The 21,049-nt window shown below is 73.8% G+C and carries 21 protein-coding genes; 9 read left to right on the forward strand and 12 right to left on the reverse strand.

Going from position 1 to position 21,049, the window contains the following annotated elements; translation table 11 throughout:
• The first annotated feature begins 3 nt into the window (after nucleotides 1–3).
• Together ACQPYE_RS33470 and ACQPYE_RS33475 are read left to right on the forward strand one after the other, a co-directional pair.
• A complete protein-coding gene (locus ACQPYE_RS33470; RefSeq protein ID WP_498717092.1) occupies nucleotides 4–702 on the forward strand; it encodes a DUF8017 domain-containing protein in 699 nt (232 codons plus the stop codon).
• Entirely contained in the window at nucleotides 699–1,382 is a 684-nt protein-coding gene (locus ACQPYE_RS33475) for an HAD family hydrolase (protein ID WP_498717093.1), read from the forward strand. Before ACQPYE_RS33470 ends, ACQPYE_RS33475 begins: the two co-directional genes overlap by 4 nt.
• On the opposite strand, the gene ACQPYE_RS33480 is transcribed toward ACQPYE_RS33475, so the two are convergent.
• The 3 genes from ACQPYE_RS33480 to ACQPYE_RS33490 form a co-directional block, all read right to left on the reverse strand.
• On the reverse strand, nucleotides 1,372–2,550 hold the full coding sequence (locus ACQPYE_RS33480) for a beta propeller repeat protein (RefSeq protein ID WP_498717094.1): 1,179 nt from the start codon (nucleotides 2,548–2,550) through the stop codon (nucleotides 1,372–1,374). The genes ACQPYE_RS33475 and ACQPYE_RS33480 overlap by 11 nt on opposite strands.
• Nucleotides 2,532–3,275, reverse strand: coding sequence for a hypothetical protein (locus ACQPYE_RS33485; protein ID WP_498717095.1), 744 nt, complete (start codon nucleotides 3,273–3,275; stop codon nucleotides 2,532–2,534). The genes ACQPYE_RS33480 and ACQPYE_RS33485 overlap by 19 nt, the downstream gene beginning before the upstream one ends.
• Nucleotides 3,276–3,362: 87 nt before the next feature.
• On the reverse strand, nucleotides 3,363–5,108 hold the full coding sequence (locus ACQPYE_RS33490; protein WP_498717096.1) for a proline--tRNA ligase: 1,746 nt from the start codon (nucleotides 5,106–5,108) through the stop codon (nucleotides 3,363–3,365).
• Nucleotides 5,109–5,233: 125 nt separating this feature from the next.
• Here ACQPYE_RS33490 and ACQPYE_RS33495 point away from each other — a divergent pair, with 125 nt between their 5' ends.
• Nucleotides 5,234–5,587 carry a VOC family protein gene (locus ACQPYE_RS33495; RefSeq protein WP_498717097.1) on the forward strand — a complete coding sequence of 118 codons (354 nt, stop codon included), beginning with the start codon at nucleotides 5,234–5,236 and terminating at the stop codon, nucleotides 5,585–5,587.
• A 141-nt stretch (nucleotides 5,588–5,728) separates the two neighbouring features.
• Nucleotides 5,729–6,466, forward strand: coding sequence for a peroxide stress protein YaaA (yaaA, locus tag ACQPYE_RS33500; RefSeq protein WP_498717098.1), 738 nt, complete (start codon nucleotides 5,729–5,731; stop codon nucleotides 6,464–6,466).
• 3 nt (nucleotides 6,467–6,469) lie between these two features.
• Here the strand turns inward: yaaA and ACQPYE_RS33505 are convergent, their stop codons facing one another.
• Nucleotides 6,470–6,715 (reverse strand): hypothetical protein, encoded by a 246-nt coding sequence (locus tag ACQPYE_RS33505; RefSeq protein WP_498717099.1) that lies wholly within the window; start codon nucleotides 6,713–6,715, stop codon nucleotides 6,470–6,472.
• An 86-nt stretch (nucleotides 6,716–6,801) separates the two neighbouring features.
• Between ACQPYE_RS33505 and ACQPYE_RS33510 the strand changes: the two genes are divergently transcribed.
• The 4 genes from ACQPYE_RS33510 (at nucleotide 6,802) to ACQPYE_RS33525 (ending at nucleotide 11,639) form a co-directional block, all read left to right on the forward strand.
• Nucleotides 6,802–7,752 (forward strand): helix-turn-helix domain-containing protein, encoded by a 951-nt coding sequence (locus ACQPYE_RS33510; RefSeq protein WP_498717100.1) that lies wholly within the window; start codon nucleotides 6,802–6,804, stop codon nucleotides 7,750–7,752.
• A gap of 66 nt (nucleotides 7,753–7,818) precedes the next feature.
• Entirely contained in the window at nucleotides 7,819–8,331 is a 513-nt protein-coding gene (locus tag ACQPYE_RS33515) for a hypothetical protein (protein WP_498717101.1), read from the forward strand.
• 294 nt (nucleotides 8,332–8,625) lie between these two features.
• The gene (locus ACQPYE_RS33520) at nucleotides 8,626–9,603 is read left to right on the forward strand and encodes a serine protein kinase RIO (protein WP_498717102.1); all 978 of its coding nucleotides are present in this window, start codon (nucleotides 8,626–8,628) and stop codon (nucleotides 9,601–9,603) included.
• Between the two features lie 548 nt (nucleotides 9,604–10,151).
• Nucleotides 10,152–11,639, forward strand: a complete 1,488-nt coding sequence (locus ACQPYE_RS33525; protein ID WP_498717103.1) for a DEAD/DEAH box helicase — start codon at nucleotides 10,152–10,154, stop codon at nucleotides 11,637–11,639.
• 60 nt (nucleotides 11,640–11,699) lie between these two features.
• Here ACQPYE_RS33525 and ACQPYE_RS33530 read toward each other — a convergent pair whose 3' ends face one another.
• Entirely contained in the window at nucleotides 11,700–12,554 is an 855-nt protein-coding gene (locus ACQPYE_RS33530; RefSeq protein ID WP_498717104.1) for an ArsR/SmtB family transcription factor, read from the reverse strand.
• 113 nt (nucleotides 12,555–12,667) lie between these two features.
• Between ACQPYE_RS33530 and ACQPYE_RS33535 the strand changes: the two genes are divergently transcribed.
• Complete coding sequence (locus ACQPYE_RS33535) at nucleotides 12,668–13,609, forward strand: hypothetical protein (protein WP_498717105.1); 942 nt, start codon at nucleotides 12,668–12,670, stop codon at nucleotides 13,607–13,609.
• Here ACQPYE_RS33535 and cobA read toward each other — a convergent pair.
• The 7 genes from cobA to cobO all read right to left on the reverse strand — a co-directional run bounded on the left by cobA (nucleotide 13,554) and on the right by cobO (nucleotide 21,048).
• Nucleotides 13,554–14,771: a uroporphyrinogen-III C-methyltransferase gene (cobA, locus tag ACQPYE_RS33540; protein ID WP_498717106.1), complete on the reverse strand. Its 1,218-nt coding sequence runs from the start codon at nucleotides 14,769–14,771 to the stop codon at nucleotides 13,554–13,556. The genes ACQPYE_RS33535 and cobA overlap by 56 nt on opposite strands.
• A 143-nt stretch (nucleotides 14,772–14,914) precedes the next feature.
• Complete coding sequence (locus ACQPYE_RS33545; protein ID WP_498717107.1) at nucleotides 14,915–15,706, reverse strand: S1 family peptidase; 792 nt, start codon at nucleotides 15,704–15,706, stop codon at nucleotides 14,915–14,917.
• A 100-nt stretch (nucleotides 15,707–15,806) separates the two neighbouring features.
• Nucleotides 15,807–17,066: a cobalamin biosynthesis protein gene (locus ACQPYE_RS33550; protein ID WP_498717108.1), complete on the reverse strand. Its 1,260-nt coding sequence runs from the start codon at nucleotides 17,064–17,066 to the stop codon at nucleotides 15,807–15,809.
• Nucleotides 17,063–17,905 carry a bifunctional cobalt-precorrin-7 (C(5))-methyltransferase/cobalt-precorrin-6B (C(15))-methyltransferase gene (locus ACQPYE_RS33555; RefSeq protein ID WP_498717109.1) on the reverse strand — a complete coding sequence of 281 codons (843 nt, stop codon included), beginning with the start codon at nucleotides 17,903–17,905 and terminating at the stop codon, nucleotides 17,063–17,065. Before ACQPYE_RS33555 ends, ACQPYE_RS33550 begins: the two co-directional genes overlap by 4 nt.
• A gap of 1 nt (nucleotide 17,906) precedes the next feature.
• On the reverse strand, nucleotides 17,907–18,998 hold the full coding sequence (locus ACQPYE_RS33560) for a cobalt-precorrin-4/precorrin-4 C(11)-methyltransferase (protein WP_498717110.1): 1,092 nt from the start codon (nucleotides 18,996–18,998) through the stop codon (nucleotides 17,907–17,909).
• Nucleotides 18,999–19,063: 65 nt separating this feature from the next.
• Nucleotides 19,064–20,437 (reverse strand): cobyrinic acid a,c-diamide synthase CobB, encoded by a 1,374-nt coding sequence (locus ACQPYE_RS33565; protein ID WP_498717111.1) that lies wholly within the window; start codon nucleotides 20,435–20,437, stop codon nucleotides 19,064–19,066.
• Nucleotides 20,434–21,048 (reverse strand): cob(I)yrinic acid a,c-diamide adenosyltransferase, encoded by a 615-nt coding sequence (cobO, locus tag ACQPYE_RS33570; RefSeq protein ID WP_498717112.1) that lies wholly within the window; start codon nucleotides 21,046–21,048, stop codon nucleotides 20,434–20,436. The genes ACQPYE_RS33565 and cobO overlap by 4 nt, the downstream gene beginning before the upstream one ends.
• Nucleotide 21,049 lies beyond the last annotated feature (1 nt).

Consider the following 21,049-nt stretch of genomic DNA (forward strand, 5'->3'; position numbering starts at 1 on the left):
CCGGTGAGCTACTCGGGGCTGGGCGTCTACCAGCAACAACCGCCGAAGCGGCCGAGCCGCGCGCCGCTGTGGATCGCGCTGGCCGTGGTCGCCGTGCTGGTGGTCGGCGGCGGCGTCACCGCGCTGGCGGTGCTGAACTCCGGTGACGACCGGGCGACGCCCGCCCCGACGACGACCACGTCGACCGCGACCGAACCCGACTGGCAGCCGGTGGACGACGGGAAGGCCGGCCTGTCCTACGAGCTGCCGCCGTCCTGGGAGGCAGGCGGCGCCGGCTCGTCCGGGCGGGTCGCGCTGAGCACCACGTACGTGTCGCGGCCGTTCCAGTGCCAGGGCCGCAGCATGATCCAGGCGCAGGCGATGGCCGGTTCGGTCGTCGACGACGACCCGGAGCAGGTCGCCACCGAGCTGGTGAACCGGATCGCCGCCGGCGGGTACACGGTGAACGGCGCGCCGCCCGGGATCGGCGAGCCGCGCGTCGAGTCCGGTGACGACGAGGTGGTCCGGCTCAGCGTCGAGGTGACGCCCAAGTCCGCCAGCGCCTGCTACGCGCCCAAGGCCACGGTCAGCGCGGTGGCGACGCGCAACGGGGCCGAGGTGGCCGTGTTCGTGCTCAACGTCGCAGAGGGCGGGCCGCACGTGGCCGAGGGACCGTCGGACGACGACGTGCGGCGCATCCTGGGGAGCGTGCGGCGGTCGTGAACACGTTGGTGCTGTGGGACATCGACCTGACGTTGATCGACGCCAGGGGCCTCGGCCACGAGTGGTACCGCACCGCGTTCCGCGCGGTCTCGGGCCTGGACCTCGTGCACGTGCCCAGCTTCGCCGGCCGCACCGAGCGCGCCATCACGCGTGAGCTGCTGACCGCGCACGACCTGGAGCCGACCGAGGAGCTGGTGGCCCGGCTGCACGCGGAGCTGGTCGACGTGGCCACGCGGGAACGCGACCTGCTGCCGGCGCGCGGGCACGCGCTCCCGGGCGCTTCGGCGGCGTTGGCGGCGTTGGCCGGGCGCGAGGACGTCGTGCAGTCGCTGGTCACCGGGAACCTCGTGGAGATCGCCCGGCACAAGCTGGCCGCGTTCGGGCTCGACGCGCACCTGGACCTCGGGATCGGCGGCTACGGCTCGGTGTCCGAGCACCGGCCCGCGCTGGTGCTGGAGGCGGTGCGGCTGGCCACGGCCAAGCACACCCGCGAGTTCCGGGCGGTCGTCATCGGCGACACCCCGCACGACGTGGACGCCGCGCTGCACCACGGAGCCGTCGCCATCGGCGTGGCGACGGGCCGCAGCAGCGTGGCCGAACTGCGGGAGGCCGGCGCGCACGCCGTGCTGGAGGACCTGTCCGACACGCCGACCGTCCTGGCCGTGGTGCTCAACCGCTGAGGCCGGCGCGCCACAGGTGCAGTTCCACGTTCGGGGGGAAGCCTTCCAGCCCGAGCAGGAAGGCTTCGCCCCGGCTCGACGCGACCGCCACCAGCTCGGTGAGCCGGTCGAACCCGCTGTCCCGCACCGGCGCCCGGGTCCACGTGATGCCGTCCGGTGACGACCACACCAGGCCGGCCTCACCCCGTTCCGTCCGGCCGATCGCGATGAACCCGGTCCCCCACGGGTGGGCCGCGGTCGGCCACTGCTGAGCCGGGGGCACGACGGCGACGTCCGGGAGCCGCCCGAGGTCGATGGCGCCGTCGCTCCACCGGCTGTCGCCATCACGCCGGTACCGCGCGTACAGGCCGTTCGGGCTCTGGCCCAGCACGAACGTCAGGGACCCGGCACGTCCCACGGCGAGGCGGGTGCCGATCGGCAGGCCCTCGCCGAGGTACTGCCAGGACTCGCCGTCGGTCGACCGGTACAGCGGCGTGTCCTCGCGGAACACGTCGACGCCGTGGGCGCCGGAGTCGTGCAGGAGGAAGCCGTCGTCCGTCGCGACCACCCGCGGCGCGAGGCCGATCACGGTGCGCGCGAGCGAGAGGTCGCCCGCGTACCGGAACTCCTCGCCGTCGGCGGAGTGCCAGAACTCGAAGCCGAAGAAGTCCTCCGGGGTGTGCTCGGCCTCCAGCCCGGCGGCGTAGTCGAACCCGTCGGACCCGACGACCAGCACGCCGTGCGGCCCGGCGGCGATGGCCATGAACGGGTCGTCCAAGTCGCCGTGCGGCAGCGGCGTCCGCTGCCACGTCGTGCCGTCCTCCGTGCGCCACACGGCCACTTCGCCCGCGGCGCCGCCCAGGACGTAGGCGGTGGAGCCGTACGCGGCGAACGGCTGGCCACGCAGGTGGTCACCGAACCCCTCGGGAGCCTGCTCGGTCCACGTCCGCCCGTCCGGGGACGAGAACAGCGCGGGCTCGGGGTAGTCGCCCGCCACCAGCAGCCCGCCGTCCCAGCCGATCGCGGCCCGCACGTAGAGCGAGGCCAGCTCCGCGGGCAACTCGGACCGGTCCTGCTCCGACCACCGCGGCGGCGCGAAGGACGGCGGCGGCTCGGGTGCGGCGCCACACCCGGCCACCACGGCGAGCAGCGCGCCGACCACGACCCGGGTCAGCACGACGGCTGCCACCGGGAGCCACCGTCGAGGAGGCAGAACCGCCGCGCCGCGGCGGTGCCCGTGGTGCGGAAGGGCTCGCCGCCGTCGTCGAGGACCAACTCGTCCTCGGTGGAGCCGGACGTCCACCTGAGGTGGAGCCGCCACGCGACCTCCTCGTCGTCCGGGACGAGGGCCGTGATGACGAACTGCTCCGGCTCGACCTCGTCGACCCGGAAGGGGAAGGTCTGCGGCTCGCCCTCGAACGCCCTCGGCACCAGTTCGGGGGACGCCGCGGCGAGGTCGAGCTGGAAGAAGCGGGGCACCACGTCGGCCTGGCACGGCGAGGGCAGGAACACACCGGCGCGGGCGGGGGTGCGGCTCAGCACCTCGACCCGCGCCGACTGCAGCACCACCGACGCGCGGGTCCGCCCCTGCACCGTGACGACGACCTCGCCGCCCGCGGCGAGCACCGCGTCGACCGGGCGGCGCGTGGTGAACGGCACGGGCGCGTCACCGCGCTCGGGGACCACCCAGCCGGACGTGCAGTCGTCCTTGAGCCGGAGGTCGGTGTTCGCCAGGGGCGCGGCGGGCGGGTCCGGTTCCTCCCGGGTCAGCCGCCACACCACCACCACGCCACCCACGACCACCAGCACGACGACCACGAGCAGGGCGACCACGCCGCGGCGGTCGTGCTGGTCGCCGATCCGGACCTGCTCGACCCGGCCGGCCTGCACCACCGCGTCGGCGTGGCCGCTCATCACGTTCCTGGTGTCATCCCCGATGCCCGGATGTTCCCAGCCGGCGGTGGTGGCCGGTACGCCCTTCTGCGGTCCGATCGGGTGGTGTCAGCCCTTGACGACGGCCAGCAGGTGCTGGACCGCGTCGGCGACCGGCACCTCCTCGCGCTCGCCCGTGCGGCGGTCCTTGACCTCGACCAGGCCGTTCGCCAGGCCGCGGCCGACCACCAGGATCGTCGGCACGCCGATCAGCTCGGCGTCGGCGAACTTCACGCCAGGGCTCGCCTTGCGGTCGTCCAGCAGCACCTTGAGGCCCGCCGCGGACAGCTCGCCCGCCAGCTTCTCGCCGCCCGCGAGCAGCGTCTCGTCCTTGCCGGCGACGACCACGTGCACGTCGGCGGGCGCGACGTTGCGCGGCCAGATCAGACCGCGGTCGTCGTGGCTCTGCTCGGCGATCACGGCGACCAGGCGGGACACGCCGATGCCGTACGAGCCCATGGTGATCCGGATGGGCTTGCTGTCCGGGCCCAGCGCGTCCAGCGAGAACGCGTCCGCGTACTTGCGGCCCAGCTGGAAGATGTGCCCGATCTCGATGCCGCGCGCGGCGACCAGCGAGCCCTTGCCGTCCGGCGACGCGTCGCCCTCGCGGACCTCGGCCACGTCGATCGTGCCGTCGGGGGTGAAGTCGCGGCCGACGACCAGGTCCACCACGTGGTGGTCGGCCTTGTCCGCGCCGGTCACCCACGCCGTGCCGCGCACCACGCGCGGGTCGACCAGGTACTCCACGCCGTTGGCCTGGATCGCGCCCGGGCCGATGTAGCCCTTGACCAGGAAGGGGTTGCGGGCGAAGTCCGCCTCCTCCAGCATCGCCACCTCGGCGGGCTCGACCGCCGCCTCCAGGCGCTTGAGGTCGACCTCGCGGTCGCCGGGCAGGCCGATGGCCAGCAGCGTCCAGTCCTGCTCGCCGGGCTTCCGGGTCTTCACCAGGACGTTCTTCAGGGTGTCCGCGGCGGTGAAGGTGCGGTCGGTGTTGGCGTTGAGGAAGTCGACCATGGTCTTGATGGTCGGCGTGCTCGGCGTGTGGTGCACCTGCGCCGCGGGGTGCGCCGCCGGGTCCTGCTCGGGGGGCGCGGGCGTGACGACGGCTTCCACGTTCGCCGCGTAACCCGACTCCGTGCTGCGGACGAAGGTGTCCTCGCCGGTCGGCGCGACCGCCAGGAACTCCTCCGACGCCGAGCCGCCCATCGCGCCCGACGTGGCGGAGACGATCACGTACTCCAGGCCGAGCCGCTCGAAGATGCGGATGTAGGCCTCGCGGTGCCGCTGGTAGGACTGCGCCAGGCCCTCGTCGGCGAGGTCGAAGGAGTAGGAGTCCTTCATCAGGAACTCACGGCCGCGCAGGATGCCCGCGCGGGGGCGCGCCTCGTCCCGGTACTTGGTCTGGATCTGGTAGAGCGTGACCGGGTAGTCCTTGTACGAGGAGTACTCGCCCTTCACAGTGAGCGCGAACAGCTCCTCGTGGGTGGGGCCGAGCAGGTAGTCGGCGCCCTTGCGGTCCTTGAGGCGGAAGAGGTTGGGCCCGTACTCGGTCCACCGGTTCGTCGCCTCGTAGGGCTCCTTCGGCAGCAGCGCGGGGAACTGGATCTCCTGCGCGCCGAAGGCGTCCATCTCGTCGCGCACGATCTGCTCGATGTTGCGCAGCACCCGCAGCCCCAGCGGCAGCCACGAGTAACCGCCCGGCGCGACGCGGCGCACGTAGCCGGCGCGGACCAGCAGCTTGTGGCTGGGTACTTCGGCGTCCGCCGGGTCCTCGCGCAGCGTGCGCAGGAACAGCGACGACATCCTCGTGATCACGGTGGGTGCTCCTCGTGGGCGGGTTGTCCGGGAAAGGGTAGTGAACCTGCCCTGATCAGTTCCAACGGGTTACCCGGGGCGCGGGCGGCGGGAGTTGTCGGTGGCCGCCGCTAGCGTGCCGGGCCATGGGCATCACCATCGGCATGATCACCATCGACACGACCGACCCGCACCGGCTGGCGGACTTCTGGACCAAGGCGTTGGGCACGGCGGTGCAGCACGACTGGGGCGAGTTCCTGATCCTCGCGCCGGCGGGTGGCGAGGGCGGGCTCCAGCTGGGGCTGCAACGCGTCGACGACCCGACGCCGGGCAAGAACCGGGTGCACTTCGACTCCCACGTCGAGGACCGCGCGGGTGAGGTGGCCAGGTTGGTCGGGCTGGGCGCGACGGAGATCGGCGAGCACACCGTGCCGGGCCTGACCTGGACCGTCCTGGCCGATCCGGACGGCAACCAGTTCTGCGTCGGCCAGTCGGGCTGACCGGGGGCGGGCAGGAGGCGGGGCGGAGCCTTGCGGGGTGCCGGCGCGGTGGGGTGCAGGGGAAGTGCCTGTGCGGTGGTGGGCGGTGAGGTGGTGGGTGAGAGTGGGGCTGGGACTGGTCGGCGCATAGGCTCGACCCTCGTGTTGGTACTGCTCCCCCCGTCGGAGACCAAGGCCCTCGGTGGCTCCGGTGCGCCGCTCGACCTCGACCTGTTGGCGCACCCGGAGCTCACGCCGGTCCGCGGGAAGTTGGTCGACGCCCTCGTCGAACTCGCCGCCGACGTCCCCGCGAGCCTCGCCGTGCTCGGGCTCTCCGAACGCCAGGCCGGGGAGGTCGAGCGCAACGCCGAGCTGCGCCGCTCACCCACGCTGCCCGCACTCGCCAGGTACACCGGGGTGCTGTACGACGCGCTCGGCCTCGACGCGTTGACGAAGACCGAGAAGTCCCGGGCCTTCGCGCGCCTCTCGGTGGCCTCGGCGCTGTTCGGCGTGGTCGGCGGCGGGGATCCGATTCCCGCCTACCGGTTGTCGGGTGGCAGCGTGCCGCCCTCCATCGGCCCTCTCGGCGGGTTGTGGCGGCCCGCGCTCGAACCGGTGCTGGCCGCCGCCGACGAGTTCGTCGTCGACCTGCGGTCCAGCCCGTACACCTCGTTGGCCCGCATCCCCCGGGCCGCCGTGATCCGCGTGGTCACCGAGGACGGCACAGGGCGGCGCAACGCGGTCAGCCACTTCAACAAGGCGCACAAGGGCCGGCTGGCTCAGGCGATCGTCAAGTCGCGGTCCGAGCCGACCGACCTCAAGGGCCTGGTCAAGGTCGCGGGCCGGGCCGGCCTCCGGGTGGAGCGGACGGGTCCCACGACCGCCGACTTGATCGTCTAGCCGTCAGGCCGAACGGGCCGGGTGGATCGAACGCACGGGCGCGACCGGGTGCCGGGGCGCGACGCCTCGGTGCGCGGTCGGGTGCGTGGTGATGGCGCGCAGGTCGGCCGCCACGCGCGGCAGGTCGCGGTCTTCGGTGTCCGTGCTGCCCGCCAGGCGGGAGCCCAGGTGGAGTTGTCGCTGGTGATTGCGCTCCAGGCCGTAGACGACCAGCGCCACGACGGCCAGGGCGAAGAGGATCGCAGTCATGGCACTAACTGTGCGATGCACAAGAACCAGCCACAATTGGCAGTCTTGCCGTTGTGAATCAAAATCCCGCCAAGTACTCTGACGACATGCTCCGCACCGTCGCAGCCGTCCTCATCGACGGCCTCGCACCGTTCGAGTTCGGCGTGATCTGCGAAGTCTTCGGCGTCGACCGCACCGACGACGGCGTGCCGCCGATCGACTTCCGGGTCTGCGGCGAACGCCCCGGCGAGCCGGTCACCACGGACGTCGGCGCGTCCGTGGTCCCCGCGCACGGCCTCGACGCGCTGGCCGACGCGGACCTGGTCGCCGTGGCCGCCGCGAAGATCCGCGTCGAGTACCCGCCGCGACTCCTCGACGCCCTCCGCGAAGCCCACGCCCGGGGCGCCACGCTGCTGTCGGTGTGCAGCGGCGCGTTCGTGCTCGGCGCGGCGGGTCTGCTGGACGACCGCCGCTGCACCACGCACTGGCGCCACGCCGGCGACCTGGCCGAGCGCTTCCCCGACGCCAAGGTCGACCCGGACGTGCTGTTCGTGGACGACGGCGACATCGTCACCAGCGCGGGCACGGCCGCGGGCATCGACGCGTGCCTGCACGTGGTCCGCCGGGAGTTCGGCGCGGCCGTCACGGCGACCATCGCGCGGCGCATGGTCGTCGCACCGCAGCGGGAGGGCGGTCAGCGCCAGTTCGTCGAGGTGCCGACGCCGCCGCACGAGGCCGACAGCCTCCAGCCGCTGCTCGCCTGGCTCCAGGACCGGCTCGACCAGGAGCACACCGTCGCGAGCCTGGCCGAGCGGGCGACCATGTCCGAACGCACGTTCGCCCGCCGCTTCGCCGCCGAGACCGGCACGACGCCGCACCGCTGGCTCACCACCCAGCGCGTGCTGCGCGCCCGCCAGCTCCTGGAGGAGACCCGGCTCACCGTGGAGGACGTGGCCCACCGCTCCGGCTTCGGCACGGCCGCGCTCCTGCGGCACCACTTCACGTCCGTGGTGGGAGTCCCGCCAAAGGATTACCGCCGTTCGTTCTCACACCGCTGACCGCCGTTTGCGTGACTGGAAGTCAGGATTTGTCACCACTCGTGAGGGTGGTGACAGAATGACCGGGTGACCGCCGACACACCACCCGCCACATCGGGCACGACGTCCTCGGACCCGGTCACCCCGGCCCAGCTGCGGGGGATCACCGAGGACCTGCGGACCGACGCGCTCGACGCGCCGGGAGCCTTGAAGCGCGTGTGGTCCGGGGTGTGCCTGGCCCGCCTGCTCGGCCTGCGCCTGGCCCTGGCCGACCACACCTGGCGACAGCGGCAGGTCAACGCGGAGTCGGTGGAGCACCAGCTGGCCCGCGACCTCGGCACCTCGGCGACGTTCAGCGACACCACGCTCACGCTCCCCGGCACCGCGGCCCCCCGGCCGCTCGCGCCGGACGAGGTGGACGACGCGGTGGCCGCGTTGGTGGAGTTCAGCGGCACGGCCCGGCAGCGGATGCTGTCCGTCGCGCCGAAGGCGCCGCAGTGGCACGACGAACGCGTGCTGCGGCACGACTCGCTGGTGATCGCCCAGCTCGCCGCGGCCTGGATGGGCGAACGCAGCAGCTACCGCGCGGAATCGCGCTAGGAACGCGGGGGCAGGGCGGGTCGACGCGGAGTGCGGAGACGACCGCACGGCGAGACGCGGTGAAGCGGTAAATCGGTTGCGGCCGTGCCGACGGCCGGGCAACCTGTGCCCGTACGCGCAGAGCGCCGGTGGTGGCAGACCACGGCGGAGTCGAGGAGGTGCCAGATGGCGACAGCTGTCCGGGACGTGGCACCGACCCGTCCGCTCGCCCCGCCCGCCTGAGGCGGACCCGCGCGAAAGACCACACCGCGCCGGGTGGGGGCGATCACTCCCACTTCACCTGGAGCACATCCAGTGCGCGAGCACGATCAGCACACCGAGTTCGAATCCGACTTCGAGCACGCCGACGACCTCAAGTGGCGTGCCAAGAAAGCGAAGAAGACCCAGGCGCGCACCGACGGCGACGTCGAGCCGGGCCGGCGCGGACGCCTCACCGAAGAGGCCAAGGACCGCCTCGCCCAGCTGCGGGAGGACGCCGTCGCGGCGGACGTCCCGGAGGACGGCGACCGCTGGTCCACCTGGGGCGATGCCGACCAGGGCCCGAAACCGCACCCGGAGTGGCTGGTCACCGACCTGTCCGCGGTCGACCGCGAGCTGGGGATCGTGAAGACCGGCAAGGAGGCCGACGTCTTCCTGCTGGAACGCGCGATGCCCGGCACCGACCGGTCGTGCCTGCTGGCCGCGAAGCGGTACCGCAGCAACGACCACCGGCTGTTCCACCGGGACGCGGGCTACCTCGAGGGCAGGCGCATGCGCCGGTCACGCGAGATGCGCGCGATGACGAACCGCAGCGCGTTCGGCCGCAACCTCATCGCCGAGCGGTGGGCGGTGGCCGAGTTCGCCGCGCTGGCCACGCTCTGGCAGCTGGGCGCGCCGGTGCCCTACCCGGTGCAGCGCGACGGCACCGAGCTGCTGCTGGAGTTCGTCGGCACGGACGGCGCGGCGGCGCCGAGGCTGGCCCAGCTGCGGCCGGAGCCGGACGAGCTGCTCGGCCTGTGGCGGCAGCTGGTGGACGCGCTGGGCGTGATGGCGTCCGCCGGGCTGGGGCACGGCGACCTGTCGGCGTTCAACCTGATGGTGCACGACGGGCAGCTGGTCGTGATCGACCTGCCGCAGGTGGTGGACCTGGTGGCGAACCCGCGCGGGCCCGAGTTCCTGGAGCGGGACGTGCGCAACGTGGCCGGCTGGTTCACCTCGCGCGGCCTGCCGCCGGAGCTGGCGGAGCCGCACGAGGTCACCGGGATGCTGCTGGAGCTGGCGGGACTGCGGTGAGCGGGGACCGGGCGAGGTCGTAGACCGCGTCCGGCGAACGGGGCTCGCCCGCCACCGTCCGGTGGTGGACGGGCGGGCCGAGCAGCAGGTCGCGCACGAGCTCCGGGTCGACACCCGGCCCGGAGCTCGCCGGCGCGCGGCTGCGGGAGGTCGAAGTCCCGGGTCCGCTCACCACGCCGACCGCCGTTGCTCCGTTCAGCCGGTGGGCGTGGGGCTGACCTCGGCGCGCGGCGGCCGGGCTGAACCGGTCGCCACCTGGTACTTTGTGGTTCCGAATGATCGTCGGCGGGGTGCCGGTGACCGCCCGGCTCACCACCCGTGTGCGCGAGAACACCGCCGCGATGACGAACACCGCCGCGTGATCAGCTAGACTGAGTGGTGCACCGCCCGGTGGCGCCACTGAGTGCCCCAGGCCGCCAGAGTGGCCGGTGGTGCTTCCCAACCACTATCGGCGCGGTCCGCGCGCCGGGCCCGTCCCCGCGATCGCGCCTGCTCAAGCAGAGCAATCCTCGAGACGTGCCGTGTCCCGGAGGTTTGTTTTGCCGACAATGTCCCAAGGCCGTTCCGAGCGCCCGCAGTTCCGCAACTCCCGCAGTAACAGGCGCCCAGGCCAGGGCAACCGTCGTCCCGCTCCCGCCGCGGAGCTGGCGACCACCATCCCCGACCACGTCGAGAGCACCATGCCCGAGGGCCCGCTGCCCTCGTTCGCGGAGTTGGGCCTGTCCGACGAGCTGCTGCGCGCGCTCGAGCAGGCCGGCATCACCGATCCGTTCCCGATCCAGGCCGCCACGCTGCCGGACGCCATGGCGGGTCGTGACCTCCTCGGTCGCGGCCAGACCGGCTCCGGCAAGACGCTCGCGTTCGGCCTGGCGCTGCTGTCCCGCCTGACCGGTGGTCGGGCCAAGCCGCTCAAGCCGCGCGCGCTCGTGCTGGTGCCCACCCGCGAGCTGGCGATGCAGGTCGAGGAAGCCCTCAACCCGTTCGCCCGGTCGCTGGGCCTGTGGTGCCGCACGGTCGTCGGCGGCACGTCGTTCCCGCGTCAGGTCGACGCGCTGCGCCGTGGCGTCGACCTGCTGATCGCCACCCCCGGCCGGTTGTCCGACCACGTGCGGCAGGGCACGGCGGACCTGTCCGAGGTCATGTTCACCGCGCTGGACGAGGCCGACCAGATGGCGGACATGGGCTTCATGCCGCAGGTCCGGGCGATCCTCGACCTGACCCCGCAGGACGGCCAGCGCCTGCTGTTCTCCGCGACGCTCGACGGCGACGTGGACAAGCTGGTCCGCCAGTACCTGCACGACCCGGTGGTCCACTCGGTCTCGCCGCCCACGGGCAGCGTCACCACGATGGACCACCACCTGCTGTTCGTGTCCGCCGAGGACAAGCAGAACGTGGTCACCGAGGTCGCCGCGCGCGAGGGCCGCACGATCATGTTCGTGCGCACCAAGCACCACGTCGACAGGTTGGCCAAGAAGCTGCGGTCGATGGGCGTGCACGCCGGCGCGTTGCACGGCGGCAAGGCGCAGAGCGCGCGCACGCGCGTCCTGACCCAGTTCCGCGAGGGCAGCATGCCGGTGCTGATCGCCACCGACGTGGCGGCGCGCGGCATCCACGTGGACGACGTGAGCCTCGTGGTCCACGTCGACCCGCCGGCCGACCCGAAGGACTACCTGCACCGCGCCGGTCGCACGGCGCGCGCGGGCCAGTCCGGCACGGTCGTCACCCTGGTCACGCACGACCAGCGGCGCACCGTGCAGGGCCTGACCGCGCGGGCGGGCGTCCGCCCGACCTCGACCAAGGTCCGTCCCGGTGACGAGGAACTGGTCCGCATCACGGGCGCTCGCGTGCCGAGCGGCATCCCCGTGGTCGAGCCCGAGATCCCGGTCCGCGCCCGTCGTGGTGGCGGTGGGGGTGGCGGAGCTCGTCGCAGCGCCGGCGGCAGCAACGGTGGCAGCTTCGGCGGCTTCCGCAGCGGCCGTCCCGAGCGCGACCGCGGTGGCAACTCGGGTCGCCCGCGCCGGGTGGCCCAGCACTAGTCCGCAGCTCTTCGACAACGGCACCTCGTCCACGGGCGAGGTGCCGTTGTCGTGTCGCGGTCAGGTCATGAGGGTGTCGGCGCGGGTGGTGCGCATGTGCAGCACGTGCCGGCCCTCGCGGCGGGTGGTGACCAGGCGGGCGGCTCGCAGGACGCCGATGTGCTGCGACACCGCGCCCGCCGTGACGCCCAGCGCCGCCGCCAGGTCCGTCGTGCTCCTCGGCGCGGACAGCAACGTGAGCAGGCGGGCGCGGGTCCGGCCGATCAGGGCCGCCAGGTCGTGCGGTGTCCCCCGGTCCTCCCACAGCGCGCCGATGCCGCGCGCCGGGTAGCGCAGCACCCCTTGTCCCACGGGGTCGATCGCGATCCACGCCTTCGGCCAGCAGAACGCGCTCGGGCACAGGACGAGACCCCGTTCGGCCAGGTCGACGCGGTGCTCGGGCTTGCGGTGCAGCACCAGTTCGCCGTCGGCCCACGTGACCTCCGGGTGCAGGTCGTGGAACACCGCCTCCACGCCCTTGTCGGCCAGGGTCGCCGCCCGGGCCGCGATGTCGGCTTCGAGCACGGCCGTGATGCGCTTCCAGTGCGGCGCGATGAGGAGTTCGTGGCAGCGCCGGATCACGTCGGCCTCCGGTCGGGCGACGTGGCGCAGTTCGGCGTCCAGGTCCGGCATCCGCACGTCCGGCACGGGCATCAGGTCGGCCGGTTTCGCCGGGCCCTCCAGCCGGGCCAGCAACGTGTCCAGGCCGGGGATCCCGTCGATCCTCTCCCGCGCCCACCGCACCCACGGCAGGTGCACGGCGTGCGCGCCCGGTGTCCGGAGGCCGTCGACCGCCATCACGGTCTCGAACACCGGGGAGTAGGCGAACCTCACCTTGGCCAGCCCCACCCCGGCGAGCCGCACCCACACCGCCACGACGTCCCCGTTCCACTCGCCGCCATTGTCCCACCGGGGGCAGGGCCGGCCCTACCTCGCACTGCCCTGCCTGCACCAGTGATCTTGGCGGGGCGTCCGACGACGCTTGGCCCATGACGAAGACCTGGCACCGGCCCACCCTGTGGTTGGCCGTGGTGATGGCGGTGGGCGCGCTGGGGTGCGCGGTGGCGGCGGTGCTCGACGGGCGGGTGCTCCAGGACGTGTCGTTGTGGGCCAAGCCGTTCAAGTTCGCGCTGTCGTTGGCGGTCTACTCGGCGACGCTGTCGTGGCTGCTCTCCCTGCCCCACCGGGGGCGGAGATGGACGTCCGGGGCGGCGACGGTGATCGCGGCGATCATGTTCCTGGAGGTCGGGTTGATCGCCCTGCAGGCGGGTCGGGGCATGTTCACCCACTACAACAGCTCCGACGACCCGCTGAACCGGTTCGTGCAGATGACCTTCGGGACGTTGATCCCGGCGATGTTCCTGGCCAACGTGGTGCTGGCGCTCGTGCTGTCGTTCCAGCGCTTCGGGCGGCCGGACGTGCGGTGGGCCGTGCGCGGCGGGCTCTACCTGGCCGTCCTCGGCATGGCGTCGGGTTACCTGATGGTGGGACCGCGCGAGCCCGTCACGGCGGTCGACGCGGGCGGCCGGGAGGTCGAGCTGGTGGGCGGGCACAGCGTGGGCGTGCCCGACGGCGGCGCCGGGATGCCGATCACGGGCTGGAGCACGACCGGCGGCGACCTGCGCGTGCCGCACTTCGTCGGGATGCACGGGCTCCAGGTGATGGTCCTGCTGGCGCTCGGCCTGGCCGCGCTGGGCTTGGCCGAGCACGTCCGCACCCGGCTGGTCGCGGTGGCCGCCCTCGGGTACGCCGGGTTGTTCGCGGTGCTGGTCTGGCAGGCGCTGCGCGGCGAGCCGCTGGTCCACCCCGGCGGCACGACGTGGGCAGCCCTCGGCGGGCTGGCGCTGGTCGTGGCCGCCGGGGCGGGGCCGGCGCTCAGGAGCGGAACGGCAGCTCGTCCGCCAGCGCGGCAACCGGTCCCGCAACGATGATCGCGGGCGGGCGGATGCCGTGCTCGACGATGTCGGCGGCCAAGGACGCCAGCGTCGACCGCACGACCTTCTGGGTGCGGGTGCTGCCCTCCTGGATCACCGACACCGGGGTGTCGCCCGGACGGCCCGCCATGAGGGCGTCCGCGAACGCCTCCGCCCGCTCCACCCCCATGAGGATCACGACGGTGCCGCGCAGCCGGGCCAACGCCGGCCAGTCGACCAGCGACCGCTCGTCGTCCGGCGCGACGTGCCCGGACACGACCACCACCTCGTGCGCGACGCCCCGGTGCGTCACCGGCACGTCCGCCAGCGCCGGCACGCCGAACGCGCTGGTCACGCCGGGCACGACGGTGACCGGCACGCCCGCCTCGGCGCACGCGATCAGCTCCTCGAAGCCCCGGCCGAACACGTACGGGTCACCGCCCTTGAGGCGCACCACGAACCGGCCCGCCTTGGCGTGCTCGACCAGCGTGGTGTTGATGAAGTCCTGCGTCGCCGCTCGGCCGTACGGGATCTTCGCCGCGTCCACCACCTCGACGTGCGGGGGCAGCTCGTCCAGCAGCTCGCGCGGCGCGAGCCGGTCGGCCACCACGACGTCCGCCCTGGCCAGCAGCCTGCGCCCGCGCACGGTGATCAGGTCGGGGTCGCCGGGGCCGCCGCCGACGAGCGCCACGCCCGCCGGCTGGTCGTGGTGGTCGGCGGTGGAACCGTCGCGCAGCGCCGAGAGCAGGCCGTCGCGCACCCCGGCGGACCGGCGGTGCTGCCCGCCCGCGAGGACGCCGACCAGCAGTCCGTCGTGCTCGCCGACCGCCGGCGTGACGGCGGTGCCCTTCACGGCCACGTCGGCGCGCACGCAGAACACGCGGCGCTCCTCGGCGTCCGCCGTGACCCGCGCGTTCACCTCGGGCGACGACGTGCAGGCCAGCACGTACCAGGCGCCGTCCAGGTCGCCGTCGGCGTACTCGCGGGCGTGCCAGACCGCCTCGCCACCGTCGACGAGGCCCTGGACCGACGGGGTCACCTCCGGTGAGATCACCTCCACCCTCGCGCCCGCCGCGACCAGCCTGGGCAGCCTGCGCTGCGCGACCGTGCCACCGCCGACGACGACGACCCGCCGACCGGTCAGGTCCAGGCCCACGAGGTAGTGCTGTTCACCGTGCATGGGTAGAAGCATCCACACCGGACATGTCATGTCCAACCCGAGTGCCCCACATCATGAGAACACCGGCCTGCGCTGTCCGGAAGGACACGCCGAACGGGCCCACGACCGGCCGAACACCCGGTCGTGGGCCCGTCGCGGGGTGGTTACAGCTGGGCGGTGATCGTCGAGTAGTACGTGGCGATCCGCGAGTACACGCCGGGGTAGCCGGCGAGCGCGCAGCCGCGGCCGAACGAGGTGGCGCCGATGAGCTTGCCACCCGCGACCAGCGGGCCGCCCGAGTCACCCTGGCAGGTGTCGGTGCCGCCGTTCGGGTAGCCGGCGCACACCATGGAGGTCGCGCTGTAGTTGGAGTAGGCCGTGCGGCAGGTCGCGTCGGACGTCACCGGCACGGTCGCGCCGAGCAGGTACCGCGAGGCCGAGCCACCGGAGGACGTGGTGCCCCAGCCGTAGATCCGGGCGCTCGTGCCCGCCGCGTACAGCGCGGTGTCGGACGGGGTGGCCAGCGGCAGGTAGGTGGAGCTGATGCCGGTGCCCAGGGTCAGCACCGCGACGTCGTAGCCCGAGCTCGCGGTCCGGTAGCTGGGGTGGACCCAGATCGAGCTGACCGTGGCCACGGTGCCCGCCGTGCTCTGCTTGTCGTCGCGGCCGTGCACCACGCGGGTGCTCGACGCGCTCCGGCCGCTGACGCAGTGCGCGGCCGTGACGACCTTGTTGGCCTTGACGAGCGTGCCGCCGCAGAACTGGCCGCCGGTGCTGGTGGCCAGGTACACGACCCACGGGTAGGTGCTGGTGGACACGCGGGTGCCGCCGACGATGAACGGCGACACGCCGGTGTCCGAGGACGTCTCGGCCGAGGCGGGCGCGACGGTCATCACACCGACCGCGGCCACCGCTGTGGCCAGGACGGTGAGCAGGCGACGCAGGGTTTTCGCCATGTCGATCCTTCCGATGCAGGGGCGCCCGGGTGTGGGCGCTCCTCCAGCTAGGACCAAGACGGCGAAAGCGACAACCGCCTTTAGACGGCTGGTCGGCACTTCACAGTTGACGAGTGACACCTGTCACACGGATGACATCGGCCCGAATCGGCCCGGCAACCTCCGGCCCGGCGCCCGCCTCGACGTACGCCACCGCCGCGCCGTCCTCGGCCAGCCGCACCGCGCCGTCCGCCACCACCCTGGTGCCCGGCCGCAGCAGGTGCCGCACCTGGGCCACGCACTCGGCGCTGCCCACCACGACCGACGCCCGCCGCAGCTCGGCCTCCGCGCGCGGCGTGCGCTCGTCCGCGTCACCCGGACCCAGCCCCACCAGCGCCAACCGACCGCGCGGCAGCACTCGTGCGGCGGCGACCGTCACCCCGGCGCCCTTCACCTTCTCGGCCGCGATCTCCACCCGGCCGCCGCCGGACAGCTCCATCGCGCCGCGCAGCGCCGCCGCCTCGGCCACGCTCGGGATGCCGATGGCCAGCTCCGCCGGGTTCGGCACCGGGATCACCGCCAGCTCCTCGCCCGGGTAGGACAGCAGCGGCGCGGTGGTCGAGTCGTGCCAGAAACCCCAGTCCTCCAACGCGTCCGCGATGCCCTGCTCGGCGACCTTGCGGTCCAGCGTGGCGAACGCCCGGATGGCCCGCAGGTCCAGCCCGCGCCTCTCCTGGAGCTGCGCCAGCGCCGCCGAGACCGCCGCCGCCGACACGCCCGTGCTCGACCCGACGCCCACGACGAGCGTGCGCGGCACCACCCGCACCACGTGGTCGTCGGCGGGGCCCTTGGGCACGCGGTCGTCCACCAGCACGCTCCACGCCGTCGCGTGGCCGTGGGCGACGACGTTGTCCGGCAGCGCGGGCAGCGGGAAGCCGAGCGGGTTGGCCAGCAGCACGTGCTCGCCCAGCCGGACCGCCTCGCCGCACGCGGCCAGGTCGCCCTCGACGGTGGCGTCCAGCAGTTCCACCAGCTCGTCCAGCGGCGACCCGGCCGACGCCGACGTGGTCACGGCCTGCGCGCCGAGCACGTCGGCGACCCGTTCGGCCACGGCGTCCGCGCCACCGAGCAGCGACACGGCGAACCCGCCGTCCACGCACACCACGCCCGGGTCGGCCCGCTCGTCCCGCAGCAGCGGCGCGACCAGCCGCACGGTCGCCTCCGTGCCGAGGAAGAACACCGCCGAACCCAGCCGGGGCCACAACGCGCGCAGCGCGGGCCCGATCGGACCGTCCGGCACCACCGCGTCCGGCCCGAGGAACCCGGCCAGCTCCACCGCGGCCCGCCGTCCGCGCTCGCCGGCGGCGAACACACCGATCACGCCTTCTTCACCCCCCACAGCACGGTCACCGGGTTGGTGGCCAGCAACGAGCCGCCGGTGAGGCGGGCGGCGGACACCTGACTGCCCTCGACCTCGTACCCGGCCTCCAGCAGCGCGTCACGCGCGGGCAGCACGCGGTCCAGGTCGGGAGTCGCCACCACGACCCGCCGGGCGCCCGACCGCACGCACCGCCGCACCACGTCCGCGCCACCGCCGCCGACGAACACCGCGTCCGGCCGGGGCAGTTCGCCCGCCTCGTCCAGCTCCGCCTCGACCACGCGCACGTCCACGCCGTGCGCGGAGGCGTTCGCGATGATCCGCACGCACTGCACCGGGTCGCGTTCCACCGCGACCACGGCCGCGCCGAGCCGGGCGCACTCGACGCCGATCGCGCCTGGACCCGCGCCCACGTCCCACACCAGCACGCCGGGGCGCGGCGCGAGCCGGGCCAGCACCAGCGCCCGCACCTCGGCCACGGCGATCATGCCGTCGCGCTGGGCGAAGTCGCCGTCCGGCAACGCCCAGCCCTCGCCGGCGGGCGCGAAGTTCTGCTCGGCCAGGCACAGGATCGCACCGGGCTCGGACCACGGGCGCGCGACCGCGTCCGCCGGGTCCACAGTGGACATCCCGGCGGCCGACGCGACCACCAGCGAGCGGCGCCAGCCGGCCAGCCCGCGGGCCAGCTCCGCCGGGTCGGCGCCGGAGACGACGACGGCGGGCTTGGCCCGGCACACGTTCAGCGCGTGCCGCGAGCCGAGCGCCCCGGCGTCCACGACGGTCACGTCGTCCCAGGTACGACCGGCGGCCACGACGAAGCGGTGCAGCGCGAGGACGTCCACGTCAGTTCACGCGCTTGTTCTTCTTGACCCGCGTCCCGGACGGCTTGCGCGGCGTCGTGCTCGCCTGCACGGTGGTCGGCTTGCGCTTCGCGGCGGCGGCCACCACGGGCTTGGGCCTCGGCTTGGCGTCGTGCTCCACCGGCACGTCCTGCGACGCGTCGGCGGGCAGGTCGACGACCAGCTCCAGCAGCGGCTCGTCGACCGGCTCGGGCTTCGGCCTCGCGGGCGCGGCACGCTTGGTGCGCGCGGTCTCCTGCCAGTCGTGCACCGCCGACCACGCCGCCGCCGACGCCGAGTCGCCGGTCGACTTCACCACCGGTCGGTTCGCCCGCGCGGCCCACTTCGACGCCCGTGGCCCGCGCACCGGCTCGTCGCCCTCGACCACCGGGACCCGGCGGCGCGGCGCGGGCTGCGCGAGCACCTTGCCGACCAGGAACAGCGTGGTGCGGTACAGCTTGTGCTCCTTGACGCACGCCTCCAGCTCGCCCACCGTCGTCTGCGCGACCGTCTCGTCGGGCAGGGAGACCTTGTGCGCCACCACGACCGGCGTGTCGTCGGCGTAACCGCCCGCGCGCAGCCGTTCGACCAGCAGGCCGGCGCGGGAGCCGGACGCGGAGATCGCCATCGTGGTGCCGTGCGCGGCGAACTCCTCGACGTGCTCGGCGGTGTCGGGGCCGACCAGCAGCAACGACTGCGCGACGTCCGACGTGGTGAGCTCGCGGCCGACGACCGCCGCCGCCGCGGACACCTGGGACACGCCCGGCACGACGTCGGTCTCCAGGCCGAGCCGCCGGCACGCGTCCTGCTGGTCGCGCAAGCCGCCCCACAGCGACGGGTCGCCCGCGTGCAGCCGCACCACCTTCAGCTTGCCCGCCGACGCACGCCGGTACACCTCGACGACCTCGACGTCGGTGACGCGGGAGAAGTCGACCAGCTCGGCGTCGGCGCGGGCGTGCTCGCGCACGCACTCCACCTCGATCACGCTGGGCGCCCACAGCACGACGTCGGCCTCGGCTATCCGCTTCGCGCCGCGCACGGTGATGAGATCGGCGGCACCGGGACCGGCGCCCACGAAGGAGACCCGACCAGTCATCACAACTGCTCCCCACGACGTGTTCGGCTTGGTGGGCAAGGACCGTACCGCGCGAGCACGATCCACTAACGAGTGGCCTCGAAGCGCGCGGACTCGTTCGCGCAGGCCCGCACGAAGCGGGTCACGGCCTCCGGCGCGGACGCCGGGTGGGTGTGCAGGTACGACGCGTGCACCCGGCCGAGGACGAATCCCTCGGCCACCGGGCGCAGGTCGTGGCCGCGCCACTGCCAGGCCGGTTTCGCGCCGTGCGGGACGCTCAGCGCGGTGCGGTGGAACTCGTGGCCGGTGATCCGGGCCCCCGCGCGGGCCAGCACGGAGTCCTGCGGCGCGACGGCGTCGCGGTAGCCGAGGGTGAGCCGGGACGTCATCGAGCCGTCCGCGTCGATCACGCCGCACATCGGCGCGCCGTCCAGCGAGTTCGCCAGGTACAGCAGGCCGCCGCACTCGGCGTGCACGGGCGCTCCGGCGCGGGCCAGGGTGGCGACGGCGGCGCGCAGTCCCTCGTTGGCCGACAGCTCGGCGGCGTGCTGCTCGGGGAAACCGCCGGGCAGCACCAGGCCGGCGGTGCCGTCGGGCAGGGTCTCGTCGCGCAGCGGGTCGACCACGACGACGTCCGCGCCGGCCGCCGCGAGGAGCTCGACCTGCTCGGCGTAGCCGAACGTGAACGCCGCGCCGCCCGCGACCGCGATCGTCGGCGTGCCGCCGACCGGGTCGACCTCGGCGTGCGGATCCCAGGTGGGCACCGCCATCGCGGGCACCTCGGCGGCGAGCCGCCGCACGGCGTCCAGGTCGACGTGCCGCGCGACGGCGTCGGCGATGGCGTCCACGGCGGCGGTGGCGGCCGGGCCGTGCTCGGCGGCGGTGACCAGGCCGAGGTGGCGCGACGGCAGCGCGAACTTGTCGTCGCGCGGCAGCACGCCGAGCACTTCCAGGCCGACCTCGGCGCACGCGCCGCGCAGCACCTGCTCGTGCCGGGCGGAGCCGACCTGGTTGAGCACCACCCCGCCGAGCCGCACGGTCGGGTCGTAGCCCCGGAACCCGTGCAGCAGGGCGGCGAGGCTGCGGCTCTGCCCCCGTGCGTCGACCACGAACAGCACCGGCGCGGACAGCAGCTTGGCGACGTGCGCGGTGGACCCGATGCCCTCGGTGTCCACCCGCCCGTCGAACAGGCCCATCACGCCCTCCACCACGGCCAGGTCGCAGCCCTTGGCGCCGTGCGCGAACAGCGACGCCACCCGGTGCTCGCCCACCATGACCGGGTCGAGGTTGCGGCCCGGCCTGCCGGTGGCCACCGAGTGGTAGCCGGGGTCGATGTAGTCCGGACCGACCTTGAACGGCGCGACTCGGTCGCCCGCGCGGCGCAGCGCCGCCATCAGGCCGGTGGCCACGGTGGTCTTGCCGCTGCCCGACGCGGGCGCGGCGACCACCAGCCGGTTCACCACTCGATCCCCTTCTGCCCCTTCTGGCCCGCGTCCATCGGGTGCTTGACCTTGGTCATCTCCACCACGAGGTCGGCGGCGTCGACCAGCTTCCCGGGCGCGTGCCTGCCCGTGATGACGACGTGCTGGTGGCCGGGTCGGTTGGCCAGGGTGTCGACCACCTCGTCCACGTCGAGCCAGCCCCAGTGCATCGGGTAGGTGAACTCGTCGAGCACGTACAGGCCGTGCCGCTCGGTCGCCAGCCGGCGGGAGATCTCCTGCCAGCCCTCGCGCGCGGCGGCGGCGTGGTCGTCCTCGGTGCCCTGCTTGCGGGTCCAGGACCAGCCCTCGCCCATCTTGTGCCACTCGACGGGGCCGCCCTCGCCGGTCTGCTCGTGCAGGCGGCCGAGCGCGCGGAACGCCGACTCCTCGCCGACCTTCCACTTCGCCGACTTCACGAACTGGAAGACGCCGATGGACCAGCCCTGGTTCCACCCGCGCAGCGCGAGGCCGAAGGCGGCGGTCGACTTGCCCTTCATCTCGCCGGTGTGCAGCACGACCAGGGGCCGGTTGCGGCGCTGGCGGGTGCTGAGGCCGTCGTTCGGGACGACGGACGGTTGTCCTTGAGGCACT

The sequence above is a fragment of the Actinosynnema sp. CA-299493 genome (assembly GCF_050946825.1).
In the GTDB taxonomy this organism is placed as follows: Bacteria; Actinomycetota; Actinomycetes; order Mycobacteriales; family Pseudonocardiaceae; genus Actinosynnema.

What these genes read in the sequence shown, in the direction of transcription:
- cobA (WP_498717106.1), bottom strand. Translation starts at nt 14,771, where the DNA reads ATGCACGGTGAACAGCACTACCTCGTGGGCCTGGACCTGACCGGTCGG.
- ACQPYE_RS33510 (WP_498717100.1), top strand. Translation starts at nt 6,802, where the DNA reads ATGCTCCGCACCGTCGCAGCCGTCCTCATCGACGGCCTCGCACCGTTC.
- ACQPYE_RS33485 (WP_498717095.1), bottom strand. Translation starts at nt 3,275, where the DNA reads ATGAGCGGCCACGCCGACGCGGTGGTGCAGGCCGGCCGGGTCGAGCAG.
- ACQPYE_RS33505 (WP_498717099.1), bottom strand. Translation starts at nt 6,715, where the DNA reads ATGACTGCGATCCTCTTCGCCCTGGCCGTCGTGGCGCTGGTCGTCTAC.
- ACQPYE_RS33495 (WP_498717097.1), top strand. Translation starts at nt 5,234, where the DNA reads ATGGGCATCACCATCGGCATGATCACCATCGACACGACCGACCCGCAC.
- ACQPYE_RS33525 (WP_498717103.1), top strand. Translation starts at nt 10,152, where the DNA reads ATGTCCCAAGGCCGTTCCGAGCGCCCGCAGTTCCGCAACTCCCGCAGT.
- ACQPYE_RS33560 (WP_498717110.1), bottom strand. Translation starts at nt 18,998, where the DNA reads ATGACTGGTCGGGTCTCCTTCGTGGGCGCCGGTCCCGGTGCCGCCGAT.
- ACQPYE_RS33545 (WP_498717107.1), bottom strand. Translation starts at nt 15,706, where the DNA reads ATGGCGAAAACCCTGCGTCGCCTGCTCACCGTCCTGGCCACAGCGGTG.
- ACQPYE_RS33535 (WP_498717105.1), top strand. Translation starts at nt 12,668, where the DNA reads ATGACGAAGACCTGGCACCGGCCCACCCTGTGGTTGGCCGTGGTGATG.